Source organism: Domibacillus indicus (assembly GCF_023715895.1).
Classification (GTDB): domain Bacteria; phylum Bacillota; class Bacilli; order Bacillales; family Domibacillaceae; genus Domibacillus; species Domibacillus indicus_A.
Map to the genome: position 1 here is coordinate 1 of NZ_JAMBOO010000036.1, position 14,417 is coordinate 14,417.

Genomic DNA, 14,417 nt, shown 5'->3' on the forward strand with positions numbered 1-14,417 from the left:
AAGAGGAAAAAGAACAAAAAGCCTAAAAGGAAATAGGCAGATTCCTGTTCAATTTTGAACAGGAATCTGCCTATTTTTGTTGGAGAAACAAGTAAGAATTTAAAAACGTAAGTTTTTCAGTGCCCTCCTGATGTCGGGGCGGTTTTTTTAGAATTATGAACGGAATGTAACGATTTGTTAAAGTTTTTGTAATATTCTTGTTTTTGGGTTAAAGATCACCTATCCTTTGAATTAAAGGTGTTTATTTTATAAGGGGGCAGGTTCATTGAAAAACAAACATAAATTTATTGCGGCAGCGTCTGTGGCTTCTATTGGTGTATCCGCTGTTTCGATTTCGGCTGCATCTGCTTTTACAGATGTACCACCGCATTATGAGGAAGCGGTTCAATTTTTAACAGAAAACGATATTACAGCCGGCTATTCTGCAGGTAAGTTTGGCACGTCTATGTCCATTGCACGCGTAGATGCGGCCATTCAATTGGCAAAGGCGCTTGGCTTTACAGAAGATGATACATATGAAGACGCAGGATTTACCGATGTACCAGAGCGAGGTCAATGGGCTGTAAATGCGCTGGCAGAGGTCGGGGTTACAGCAGGAAAAGCAAAAGGTAAATTCGGTGCGTTTGAACCCATCACGCGCGGCGAAGCTTCCTATTGGCTTGCGAATGCTTACGGGCTTGAAGTAGACGAAACGGTTACAGAGACACCATTTACGGATGTGAATGAACGCTTTGGCCCTTATGTAAACGCCCTTGTAGAATCTGGTCTTTCTCTCGGCAAAACCGATACAACTTTTGGTGCAGCGGACAGGCTGCTTCGGGGTGAATGGGCGTTATTCCTCCACCGCGGATCTCAGCTGCCGGAAGAATTCCTGCTTTCCCTTATCCACACGAACGATACACATGCACATATTGACAATGTTGCGCGTAAAGCAACGGTTGTAGAAGCGCTGCGGGAAGAAAACCCGTCTTCTCTACTCGTTGATGCCGGCGACGTGTTTTCCGGCACCCTTTATTTCAACCAATTCAAAGGGCAGGCTGATCTTGATTTTATGAACATGCTCGGCTATGATGCCATGACCTTTGGAAACCACGAATTCGACCTAGGTACAGGGCCGCTGGCTGATTTTATCAAAAATGCGAAATTCCCGTTTGTATCGGCGAACGTAAACGCGTCGGCGGATGCGAATCTTTCTTCTTTAATGAACGAAACGGTGACGGATGAACCGATGGACGGACGGGTATACAATGGCATTATTAAAGAAGTAGACGGCGAGAAAGTCGGCATTTTCGGCTTGACAACAGCAGAAACACAAACGATTTCATCTCCTGGCGACGATGTTGTGTTTGAAAACTATATTCAAGAAGCGAAAAAAGCGGTAGCGTCCTTTGAAGCAGAAGGAGTGGACAAAGTTGTAGCCCTGTCCCATATTGGCTTCCGGGATGGCGGCGGTGATAATGATGTCACGCTCGCAAAAGAAGTGGAAGGCATTGATGTGATTGTCGGCGGCCATACGCATGACAAGCTGAGCGAGCCGTATATTGATGAAACAGGAGCAGAGCCGACCGTTATTGTACAGGCCAATGAGTATAACAAGTTTGTCGGTACACTTGATGTGATCTTTGATGAAGAGGGAGCTATCACGGGGTACGCCGGCGAACTGATTGAAGTCGATCAGAAAAATGAAGACGGCACTTATGTGTTTGAAGAAAACGAAGAAGTGAAAAACCGGCTGGCGTCCGCTTATACACCGGAGATTGAGAAAGTAAAAGCCCAGGTAGTGGGTTCAGCTGCAGCCGCTTTAGATGGCGAGCGGGCGAATGTGCGCACGAAGGAAACCAATCTTGGCAACCTCATGACGGATGCCATGCTTGCAAAAGCCAAGACGATTGATTCAGATACCGTCATTGCGCTTCAAAACGGCGGAGGAATCCGTGCATCGATCGATGCCGGAGACATTACAATGGAAGAAGTGCTTACCGTAATGCCGTTTGGCAACGCGCTCGCTATCATGGACTTAACAGGAGCAGAAATCAAAGCCGCGCTTGAACACAGCGTCAGCCTAGCGCCAGAACAAAACGGCGCATTCCTGCAGGTGTCCGGCTTGAAGTTTACGTATGACTCCTCCAAAGCGGCAGGTTCCCGTGTAACATCGGTAGAAGTGAACGAAGGCGGCACATTTGTTCCGCTGGATGAAGCGAAAACATATGCTGTAGCAACAAACACCTTTACCGCAAAAGGCGGCGATAACTTTTCAATGTTTAAAACAGCGTACGACGAAGGCCGCGTGAGTGAGCCAGGCAACGTAGACTGGGAAACCTTTACCGATTATTTAAAAGCGAATCCGTCGGTTAACGCAGCGGTTGAAGGACGTATTACCGATACAAATTCAGCTCAATAAGGGAAGAACATGCCCGGGCAGCTTGTGAGCCCGGGCATTTTTCCCGTTTTCGCAACGAAATTCTGATTATTTCTTCTTTTTTCGTATGAACGGTGGTATAATTCTTTGGATAAAGCGCATTTTCGTCAAGGAATGCAAACCAGCAAGGAGTGGCAGACATGATCGTATGTAAATTTGGCGGCACATCCGTTGCCAGTGCAGAACAAATTAAAAAAGTAGCATCTATCGTAAAAGATGAACCGAAGCGAAAGGCGGTTGTTGTATCGGCACCCGGTAAACGTTTCAGCGAAGATACGAAAGTAACGGACCTGCTGATTGCGCTTGCGAATGCCTCTTTGCAAAAGCAGGATGCGGAAGCGGAACTAAAAGCCGTTGTTGACCGTTATGCAGACATCGCTCAAGGGCTCGGTCTTGATGATACGATTGTTTATATTATTGAAGAAGATTTGCGCGGCCGTTTAACAGAAAACCGCGATAACCCGCCGCTTTTCATGGATCAGCTGAAAGCAAGCGGAGAAGATAATAATGCAAAATTAATTGCTGCGTATTTTACAAGCATCGGATTAGATGCGGAGTATGTAAATCCGAAAGAAGCGGGCTTAATTGTAAGTGATGAGCCGGGCCGCGCACGTGCGCTTCCAGAAGCTTATGAAAACTTAGAAAAGCTTCGTGAAAACGGAAAGATTGTCGTATTCCCAGGCTTTTTCGGTTATACAAAAGAAGGCGTGATGATGACATTCGCCCGCGGCGGTTCGGATATTACCGGTTCAATTTTAGCCGCTGCTCTAAAAGCGGAGCTATATGAAAACTTTACAGATGTTGATTCCGTTTTTGCAGCGAACCCGAATGTTGTGGACAATCCGGCTGAAATCAAACGGATGACATACCGGGAAATGCGCGAGTTGTCATATGCCGGCTTCTCTGTTTTCCATGATGAAGCCCTTATGCCTGCATTCCAGCATTCGGTGCCTGTTTGCATTAAAAATACAAACAACCCATCCGCACCGGGGACAATGATTGTAGCAGAGCGTGAATACACGAAAAATCCGGTTATTGGGATTGCGGCAGACACTGGATTTTCTACTTTGTACGTAAGCAAGTATTTGATGAACCGTGAAATCGGATTTGGCCGCCGTCTCCTTCAAATTTTAGAAGAAGAAGGTGTATCATATGAGCATACGCCATCTGGCATTGATGATTTGTCGGTTATTGTAAGAAGCCACCAGCTTACACCAGAAAAAGAAGAGCGCATTTTAGCTCGTTTCCGCAATGAACTGCATGTAGATAAAGCAAATGTGGAGCATGGCTTTGCGATGATTGTGCTTGTCGGAGAAGGTATGCATAATACACTTGGACTTTCTGCACGTGCCACATCGGCCATTTCCCGCGTTGGCGCAAACATTGAAATGATCAACCAGGGTTCTTCGGAAGTCAGCCTTGTGTTTGGTATTCAAGAAAAAGATACAAATAATGTATTGCGTGAGCTGTACAAAGAGTTTTTCAGCAAGAGTGCAGTTCTTCAATAAAAGAAATATTTAAAAACCCGCCAGCTGCTGGCGGGTTTTTTAGCTTGTCTACATGAAAAAAAGACCCTATGCAGGATCTTTTTTATGACGGATTAAAGTTTATCAAGAATGCTTTTGCCAGACATACGTGTTCTATGGGAATCACTGTATGATTTACGCAAATTGTTTGTTCCTAGGCGGTTTTTTACTTTCGGGTAAACGATTGGAGCGATAATAGCACCGTACTTGATCAGCTTTTTTAAATTCATTTCTGTCATCTCCGTTCTCAAATGTTCATTACATTACTATACCCATTTAAAGCATGTTGAAACAACGTTTTCATTATACCACATTTCCTCATTTTTTCTAAGAAGTTCGCACGTATTACTTCTTCACATGGTAAAATGGATAAAACGAGTGCGGGAGGAAAAAAAGTGAAAAAATACATATCAGCCCTTTCAGCCGGTGTATTGGGCATGGGCATTTTTCTTGTGCCGCCAGCAGACGCAGCTGTTTCGAAAATAGACTATGTCGCTTTCGGTGATTCTATTGCGGCCGGCCAAACGCCTTATAAAGTGCCGGTTGGAACGAGCTACACCGATTTAATTGCAGCGGAGCTGAAGGAAGAAGGCGTCCTCTCTTCTTTTACGAAAGAATTTGCCGTTTCCGGTGAAACGAGCGCCCAGTTTTTAGCGAAGCTCTCTTTAACGGATGTACAGGAAGCGGTTCGGCAGGCAGAACTGATTACGATCTCAACAGGTGCCAATGATCTGCTTCAATTAGCGCTTGCCGGAAATACAGATCCCATTAAGCTGTTAGAAGCAGTCGCGCAGGTGGACCGAAATCTCACAGCCGGTATTCAGCAAATTAAAGTATTGAATCCAACGGTCGATGTGTATGTGACAGGCTATTATTTTCCGTTTCCACGTATGGAAGAAGGACAGCAAAAAGATCACTTAAAAGAATTTTTTACACTTTTTAATACGCAATTAAAAACGACCGCTCAAAAACAATCCGCAACGTTTGTTGATGCCTCTGCCCAGTTCGGTGAAGAGTATTTGCCAAACCCGAGCGATATTCATCCGAATACAGCCGGCTATCAGCTGATTGCCAATCAATTTTTTGCAGTTTGGAAGGGAGCAGCGGACTCGGACCCATTTTCTGATATTGCCGCTGTCGGCTCCCAGGCACGCCTGGCGATTATGAAACTGGCCGAGAATGGTATTATTAAAGGAAATGCGGATGGTACGTTTGCACCTAAAAGCCAGATTACCAGGGCGGAAGCCGCGATTATTTTAGCGCGTATTCTTGGCAAAACGGAAGCGGCACCGAATCCAGGGTTTTCAGATGTTTCTGCGCACATGAAATCTTACAGCGCGATTGCACAGCTTACTGAAGCGGGCGTTTTTGCGAAAGCGCCGAAATTCAATCCGAATCAGCCGCTTACACGGGCCCAGTTAGCACGTATATTAACAAAAGCATTGAATCTGAAAGCAGGTGCATCCGCCGCTTTCACAGACGTTCCGGCTTCTCACTGGGCAAAGAATGAAATTGATGCTGTTTACGCAAACGGCCTGATGACCGGCGGTGCCGCTGCTAGATTTCTTCCAGAAGCAGGCATTACCCGTGAACAATTTGCCATGACCATTTTTAATGTGTGGAGCAGCAAGCAGCCATAACAGCTGAAAGAACTGCCAGGCGGCGGCAGTTCTTTTCTTTTGCACGAATAGATCAAGAATACAGAACATTTCGAGCCGTTTTTTTAACTGTACATCTAGGATACAATATGCTAGTATTTACAACGTGAACAAACACAATATATAGTATGCGATGGAAAATAGGTACCAGTAATGGTGTAAAGGGAATCCGGTTGGATGCCGGAGCTGTCCCCGCAACTGTAAGTGCAGACGAATGCCGGGCCACTGCGAAAGCGGGAAGGCGGCAGGAGGAGGACGCACGAGCCAGGAAACCTGCCTGTTTTTCTGTAAGCACCACTTTCTTCGGGGGCTGAGAGGTGAAGATGGCGTAACTCTGCCATTTTTCACGTTTACCCACCCAGAGCGCGGACTCAGTCGAAAAAACTTGAGCGATCGCTCTTTTTATTTTGCTCATATTAAAAGGAGGACATACTTCATGACCATAACTACTGCTTCAGGCATTGATCAACTTTTACATACGCTGACAACTGAATTCGGCGAAGAAAAAATTGGACCGCTTCTCCGCGCAAGCGAGCGCTGGACGGCAAAGCGCCCGGATGCGGATATGGATGCCTGGTCGAAAGCTATGACGCTTGAAGCGCTCAGCTTTATGGATGAAGAAGAGCCATATTGGACGTTTGTAGCGGCACGTATTTATCTGCATCAAACATACCGTGCGATTGCAGCAAAAAGAGGCGTAGAAGCCAAAGACGTTTATACGGCTTTTGCTGACTATCTTCACCGCGAAACGGAAAAAGGACTTTATGATAACCGTCTGATCGAAGCTTATACAAAAGAAGAGCTTGAGGAAATCGGTAAGCTTATTCAACCAGAACGCGACCAGCTGTTTACATACATTGGACTTAAGATGCTGATGGACCGCTATGTGGTTCGTGATTTTGATAAAACACCAGTTGAGCTTCCACAGGAACGCTGGCTGACGATTGCCATGACGCTTATGAAAAATGAAACAGAGAACCGTCTGGCGAAAATTGCCGAATCTTATTGGGCAATGAGCAACTTGTACATGACCGTAGCAACACCAACACTATCAAATGCGGGTAAACCGTACGGACAGCTTTCAAGCTGCTTTATCGATACAGTGGATGACAGCCTGCAGGGCATTTACGACAGCAACACAGACGTTGCGACATTATCTAAATACGGCGGCGGAATCGGCGTTTACATGGGTAAAGTACGCAGCCGCGGTTCTTCTATCCGTGGATTCAAAGGCGCATCAAGCGGTGTTCTTCCATGGATTAAGCAGTTGAACAACACAGCGGTCAGCGTTGACCAGCTTGGCCAGCGCCAGGGTGCGATAGCGGTCTACCTAGATGTTTGGCACAAAGACGTTTTTGCTTTCCTTGATTTGAAATTAAACAACGGTGACGAGCGTCTTCGTGCGCATGATATTTTCACAGGCGTATGTCTTCCAGACTTGTTTATGGAAAAAGTAGATGCGCGTGAAGAGTGGCACTTGTTTGATCCGCATGAAGTTCGCACAGTTATGGGCTTCTCGCTTGAAGACTTCTATGATGAGTCGCGCGGCAAAGGCTCATTCCGTGAAAAATATGAGCAGTGCGTACAAAACGAGCAGCTTTCCCGTGAAACGGTACAGGCGATCGACATTATGAAACGCATTATGCGCTCGCAGCTTGAAACAGGCGTGCCGTTTATGTTCTATCGTGATGAAGTAAACCGCCGCAACCCAAACAAGCATGAAGGAATGGTTTATTCTAGTAATCTGTGTACCGAAATATTCCAAAATATGAGTGCAACAGAATTCCAATCTATTCAGCTTGAAGACGATGTGATTGTAACGCGCAAAAAGCCGGGTGACTTTGTTGTATGTAATTTGTCTTCTATCAACCTTGGTAAAGCAGTGCCGGCAGATGTATTGGAGCGCTTGATTCGCGTACAGGTGCGCATGCTGGATAACGTTATTGATTTAAACATGATTCCAGTACCGCAGGCAGAACGGACAAACAGCCGTTACCGCGGCATCGGCCTTGGCACATTCGGCTGGCATCACCTGCTGGCGCTGAAAAACATTCGCTGGGAATCAGACGAAGCTGTTCAGTATGCAGATGAGCTGTACGGAACAATTGCCCGTCTGACGATTCAAGCGTCTATGGAACTGGCAAAAGAAAAAGGGGCTTACCCATTATTTGAAGGATCTGACTGGCAGACAGGTGCTTATTTTGATGCACGCGGCTATGAAGGAGACGAGTGGGAAGCACTTCGTAAAGAGGTACGGGAAAACGGTATGCGTAACGGCTACTTGATGGCCGTTGCACCAAACTCGTCTACATCGATCATTGCCGGAAGCACAGCGAGTATCGATCCGATTTTCCAAAAGAGCTACTCTGAGGAAAAGAAAGATTATAAAATTCCTGTAACAGTACCAGATTTAAACGCGGAAACAACATGGTTCTACAAATCCGCTTACTTTATCGACCAGCACTGGACATTGCGCCAAAACGCTGCGCGCCAGCGCCACATTGACCAGGGTGTTTCACTGAACCTGTACGTGCAAAACACAATTAAAGCGAAAGAATTGCTTGATCTCCACCTGGCTGGCTGGAAACAAGGGTTAAAAACAACGTATTATGTTCGTTCAACATCTGTGGAACTACTTGAGTGCGAATCTTGCTCAAGCTAAGGAGAGAACACCATGACACTTATTGAAAAACGAAAATTAATGGATAAAGAAGCACCAAACCGTTCGACGGCCATTGTAAATGGCCGTTCATCCAACGTTTTAAACTGGGATGATGTTAAGTTTGACTGGGCGTATCCAAAGTATAAGCGGATGCTTGGAAATTTCTGGACTCCGTTTGAAATCAACATGAGCAATGACGTGAAACAATTTCCGAATCTCGAAGACAGCGAGCGGGAAGCGTTTTTGAAAATTATCGGCCTGCTTGCCCTCTTAGACAGCATTCAAACAGATTATGCAGGGAAAGTAGCAGACTACTTAACGGATTCAAGCCTGCAGGCGCTGATGATTATTTTGGCGCAGCAGGAGGTTATTCATAACCATTCTTACTCTTACGTACTGTCCAGCCTTGTTCAGAAATCAAAGCAGGACGAAGTATTCGATTACTGGCGCAGTGAGCCGGTTCTTGAAAAGCGCAATGACTTTATCGTAAAAGGCTACCAGTCCTTTGCGGAAAACCCAACCGTGGAAAATATGCTGGAGTCAATCGTACACGATGTCATTTTGGAAGGCTTGTTTTTCTATTCAGGCTTTGCATTCTTTTATCACCTGGCGCGCCACCAGAAAATGGTCGCTTCAAGTACAATGATTAACTATATTAATCGTGACGAACAGCTTCACGTCGACTTGTTCGTGAAAATCTACCAGGAACTTTTAAACGAGTATCCGGAGCTGGATACACCAGACCGCGCCGAAAAAGTACAGGCGATTTTCAAAGAAGCGGCTGAGCTTGAAGTGGAATGGGCACGTGAAGTCATTGGAGATAAAATTGACGGGCTTGATGTAGAAGATGTAGAAGCATACATCTACTTCTACGCCAATGTGCGCTGCGCACAGCTTGGCTATGAAAAGCTGTATCCAGATTACCGCAAAAATCCGCTTAAATGGATTAAAGCATACGAAGATGTGGATTTGGGGAAAACGGATTTCTTTGAACAGCGTTCGCGCCAATACGTAAAAGTAAACGTGCAGGATAACGGGTTCGACGAACTATAATAGATTAAAAAAAGCTTCTGCCTGAGAAATCGGGCGGAAGCTTTTTTGTTAACTTCTTTACATGATTTTTACATTTTATTTATATCCTCCATATATTCTTTCGCTACACTGACAAGAGATGTTTATTTAGAGGAGGATCAGCATTCATGAAAAGAAAGCCATTTTATTCCCTTGTGCTCGCCAGCAGTTTATCTGTTTCATCTCTTGTGACGCCGCCACTTGCTGCTTATGCAGAAGAAACGCCTTCTGCGCAAGCGGTTACAGTTTCACCCATCCTCATTACAGAGCTGCTGCCGAACAGTGACAACCTGAACGGATCAGACGCCTATGAATTTATTGAGCTGTACAATAACAGTACCCAGCCGTTTAGTTTAAAGAATTATAAACTGGTTTACGGCTATCCAGACGGAACAACAGCCGATTGGGTATTTAAAGAAGATAAAGAGATTGCACCTGGCGAAACGATGGTCGTTTGGGTAAAGCTTGAAAACAAAGCAAACGAATCTCTTACATTAGCGGACTTTAATGCTGAATTCGGCACTTCTTTAACAGATGCACAGTTTACATACATAGAATCTGCCGGAATGGCAAATGGCTCCGAGCGAAGCCTGTCAGTTGCAGACACGGCCGGCAACTTGTTAACAACCGCCGCTTATACACCAAATGAAGTGGAATTAAACAAAGGAATTCAATTTAAGCCAAATGCGGACGGCAGGACGATGGATGTCTTGACTTTTTCTGAACCCGCAACGCCTGGCACGCTGATAGAAGGGCAAAGGCCGGAAGCTCCAATCGAAGTAGATACGGTAAAGCCGGTTATTACCCATACGCCTGTAGAATCGGTTGAAGCCGGTCAAGATATCGTGATCCGCGCTTCCGTCACAGATGAAACAAAGCTGGACAGTGTGAAAGTGTTGTATCAGCCGTTAGCAGGCGGTGACTGGCTTGAAGCGGATATGACAGCGGGGGAAGACGGATCGTATGAAACCGTTATTGAAGCGTCTCAGCTTTTATCAGACCATTTTACATACCGGATTGAAGCGTTTGACGGCCAAAACAGGGCACAGACAGAAGATATTACTATTCAAGCAGCGGGACTGGATTACGATCCTCAGGCTGTCCCGGATCTGCTTGTAACCGAGATTATGCCGGATTCAGCGAACATAGACGGCCTTGATGGCTATGAATTTATTGAAGTATATAACAATACGGATAAACCTATTAATTTAAAAGACTATACCATCCGCTACCGGTATCCGGCTGACGGGTCGGAAGGAGATTTGATCTGGAGAGCAGACAAAGAAGACCTGGTGCTGCCGTCCGGGGAAACGATGACGTATTGGATTAAAAACAGTACAAATCAATCCAAAACCGTTGCCGACTTTAATGCTCATTACGGAACAAACTTGGAAGAAAACAAAAACATTGTCCAAGTTCAAGCAGACGGCATGGCAAACGGAAGCGCCCGGGTCATCTCTATCGCAACAAACACGGGGTTCGACATTTCAACAGCGGCTTATTTGGATCAGCCGAATGTGGATGATACGGTAGCGGACAAAGGTATTTTGTACTCGTTCCCGCGTGAGGCGGGAAGCAGGGAAATGTACAAATACAGTGCCGGAAAAGAAGCGGCTGCACCCGGTACTGTCGAAGCGGCCCAGGTTCCTGTGCTAAAAAAGAAAACAGCATTAGACGAAACGGAACCTGTCGTAACAGATTTAACAGAAACAGCGCCGATTTCAGCTCGGCAAAATGTAACGCTGTCATTTGATGCTGCAGATGATCAATCCGTTAAAACGATGCGCTTGTTTTACAAAACAAGCGAAACGGATGAATATAAGTCGGTCGATTTAACCGAGAACTTTGATACCGGCTTGTTTTCCCAAACCGTGTATTCACCTGATCTGCTCGGCAAAGAAAACCTGCAGTATTATGTGAAAGCATCCGATGGAACGAACGAAATCGAAACAGATGTGAAAACGATCCAAATTGAAAATGATATAAGCGCAGAAACAGGCTTGAATGTAGAGGATGGTTCGCTGCTCAGCAAAACGGCTGTGATCAAATCATTTGGCAAGGAGTCCACGCTGTCTGTTGACGGACGGGATGTGACAGGTGAAACAGAACCTTCTCTGCCGGCACACGCTTACTTTGCGTTTGATGCTAAAAAAGTGAATTTGTATTTTAAAAACGGTGTAACGATCGGCGACGAAACACTGCATATTTTTGATGATACGATCAATACGTATGAAACAATTACCGTGCCGGTTGACCCTTCTCAGTTTAAGCAGGGAGAAGGAACGACGATGTCTATCCGTGCGGGCACAAAGGTATCGCCATTTGATACGAATTCTGAAGAAAACCGGGATGATTTTTACGTGAAAAATGTGCGTCTCGTGCTTGAAGACGGTACGACACTGTATGATCCGGCTTACAGCGACGCAGCTAAAGAAATTTCAGTCGGTGACGGAGCAAGTGCCAAGCCGGCTGTAGATTTTACCTTTGATGTGCCAGATGAAGCATTTACCGCGAAAGCTTACCAGTGGGATACAACAGCAGTGGAAGACGGCCCTCATCTCATCGAATCTTCTTCGGCTCGTGCAGAAGTTCAAGTAGATAACAGCGCTCCTGTTATTATTCCTTCAGTTGAAGAAAACCGGGAATATAAAGGAGAATTTACGATTAATGCAGAAGCAGAGGATGCTTCCGATGTGGAAACATTGACAGCTCATCTGGATGGCGAAGAAATTTCTCTTCCACTCGACACGTCATCAGCGAAGCTGTCTCCGGGAGCGCATACTGTTCAATTTAAAGCAGTGGACCGGGCCGGCAACGAAGCCGAAAAATCGGTTGCTTTTACGGTAGTGGAAGAGCAGCCATATGCGCCGGAAGCGGTGACGCCTGCAGATGGACAGACAAATGTAAATGCGAATAACGCGAGCCTGGAGGTAAAAGTCACCGATCCGACGAAAGATACACTCGATGTGGAATTTTACCGCGGCTATGAGTACGCAGCAAATGATGCCGGCGTGCGTGTATTCCAAAACAATGCGGATCAAGAGCCGCCGAAAGAACTGGCATCAGCGGGTGAATCGGCTGTTTCGGATACGGATAAAATGGCAAAGGCGGACGGCCAGTATGTAGAAACAAAGTCTGTTGAGAAATTTCCGTACCACCGCTTTGAAGTCGCCGTGGATGAAGAAGTAGATGAAACAGACGAAATTGCACTTCATTGGGAAGGAAAATCATTAATCGGCCGGAAAGTGTCCATGTATGTATGGAACTATGCTGCTTCCAAATGGGAGCTTGAAGAATGGAAAGTAGCGGAAGATGACCAAAACTTCACCCTGACCGGACATGTAAAAGGGCTTGATTACGTAAAAGACGGCAAGGTGCAGGTAATGGTACAGGACGAGATTGCTTCCACGCCGGAATTTGATTATTCATTTGTTTGGATGTCGGATACGCAATATTATTCCGAAAGCTATCCGCATATTTTTGACCGCATGACCAAATGGGTTGCAGAGCAAAAAGAAGCGCTGAACTTAAAGTATGTGTTCCATACAGGTGATCTTGTCGATGAAGCGGATCAGCCGTATCAATGGGAGCATGCGGATACGTATATGAAAACACTTGATAACGCTAAAGTTCCATATGGCGTTCTCGCCGGCAATCACGATGTCGGCCATAAAACAGGCGATTACAACGAGTACAGCAAGTATTTCGGGGAAGCAAGGTTTGCCGGGAAGGATTATTACGGTGAGTCCTATAAAGACAACCGGGGCCATTACGACTTAATCAGCTCGAACGGCAATGATTTTATTATGCTTTATATGGGCTGGGGTGTGGACGATGAAGATATTGCCTGGATGAACAAAGTGCTGGCCGAGCATCCGGATCGAAAAGCGATTTTAAGCTTCCATGAGTATTTGCTTGTGTCAGGCAACCGCAGCCCGATTGGCGACAAGGTTTTTGAGGAAGTGGTAAAGCCGAATAAAAATGTCGTAGCAGTTCTATCCGGCCATTATCACGACAGTGAGACACTGGTAGATCAAGTTGATGATAACGGTGATGGCACACCGGACAGAAGTGTATACCAAATGCTGGCCGACTATCAGGGCGGGCCGGAAGGCGGACAGGGCTTCCTTCGTTTAATGAAAGTAAATCCGATCCAAAACAAAATCTATTTACAGACGTATTCGCCTTACCTCGATCAGTATAACTACTACAGTCCGGTCGACTATCCGGGCAAGGACGAATTTGCGATTGACGTAGATTTAACACCAAAAGAAAAAGTGGTCGCAACAGATTCCTTTAAAGCGGAAGTGTACACAGACCAAAAAATCGGCTCGCAATCCGGCATAAAAGATGGTGAAACAGCAAAAACCTCCTGGAAAGACCTGCAACGTTCAACCGAGCATGGCTGGTATGTAAAAGTAAAAGATTCATTTGGCGGAGAAGCCCAGTCGGATATTTGGTCGTTTACAACTGGCTCACAAGGCAGCGGAAATGAAGAAGGTGGCACGCCAGCGCCGCCGGCATCAAATCTGCCGGTTGTAGAGGTGACTGATTCGATGATCGAAAAAGGGCAGCAGCACTGGACGTTAACTGCAGATGGAGAAAGTGTTGAATGGAGACTGCCGTTGTCCATTATCGATTCCGCTGTTCAATCAGCGAAGCCGATTTTTATGCAGACGGCTGAAGGCAACGGTGTGCTTGTTCCGGAGAAAGTTCTTCTTCAACTGCAGGCAGCTGGGCAGGAAACGGTCTCTGTTTCATTAAATACGCTTCAGGCAAAAGATGTTTCACTCCCGCCTGGGCAGGTACACAGCAGTGTGCTTGATCCAGCAATCAAGGCAGGGGAGCATGCATTTGTATCATTGGACACTCCAGTCGAAATAAAATTGAAATTAAAAAAAGCTGTCAAAGCGGGTAAAACAAACGGTGCTTTTTACAATGGAGCAGTGAAACAATGGGAGCCTGCCGGCGGCTATGAGGAAAATGGATATTGGATTCTGCCAGCTTCCCAGCTCTCCACTTTTACCGTTTTATCTGACAATGCGATGAAAGCCAAAAAAGAAAAATAAACAAAACGCCGG

Annotated in this window: 6 protein-coding genes and 1 riboswitch; all 6 genes read left to right on the top strand. The window is 45.8% G+C overall.

Annotated elements, in window-relative coordinates:
- The first annotated feature begins 265 nt into the window (after positions 1 to 265).
- The 6 genes from M3221_RS23815 (at position 266) to M3221_RS23840 (ending at position 14,405) form a co-directional block, all read left to right on the top strand.
- On the top strand, positions 266 to 2,401 hold the full coding sequence (locus M3221_RS23815) for a 5'-nucleotidase C-terminal domain-containing protein (protein WP_251274556.1): 2,136 nt from the start codon (positions 266 to 268) through the stop codon (positions 2,399 to 2,401).
- Positions 2,402 to 2,559: 158 nt separating this feature from the next.
- Positions 2,560 to 3,927, top strand: a complete 1,368-nt coding sequence (locus M3221_RS23820; RefSeq protein ID WP_251274557.1) for an aspartate kinase — start codon at positions 2,560 to 2,562, stop codon at positions 3,925 to 3,927.
- A gap of 413 nt (positions 3,928 to 4,340) precedes the next feature.
- Positions 4,341 to 5,585 (top strand): S-layer homology domain-containing protein, encoded by a 1,245-nt coding sequence (locus M3221_RS23825; protein ID WP_251274558.1) that lies wholly within the window; start codon positions 4,341 to 4,343, stop codon positions 5,583 to 5,585.
- A gap of 143 nt (positions 5,586 to 5,728) precedes the next feature.
- Positions 5,729 to 5,898, top strand: a riboswitch (cobalamin riboswitch).
- A 141-nt stretch (positions 5,899 to 6,039) separates the two neighbouring features.
- Positions 6,040 to 8,265, top strand: coding sequence for a ribonucleoside-diphosphate reductase subunit alpha (locus tag M3221_RS23830; protein ID WP_251274559.1), 2,226 nt, complete (start codon positions 6,040 to 6,042; stop codon positions 8,263 to 8,265).
- 12 nt (positions 8,266 to 8,277) lie between these two features.
- Positions 8,278 to 9,318: a ribonucleotide-diphosphate reductase subunit beta gene (locus M3221_RS23835; RefSeq protein WP_251274560.1), complete on the top strand. Its 1,041-nt coding sequence runs from the start codon at positions 8,278 to 8,280 to the stop codon at positions 9,316 to 9,318.
- 146 nt (positions 9,319 to 9,464) lie between these two features.
- Positions 9,465 to 14,405 carry a lamin tail domain-containing protein gene (locus M3221_RS23840; protein ID WP_251274561.1) on the top strand — a complete coding sequence of 1,647 codons (4,941 nt, stop codon included), beginning with the start codon at positions 9,465 to 9,467 and terminating at the stop codon, positions 14,403 to 14,405.
- Positions 14,406 to 14,417: the final 12 nt, after the last annotated feature.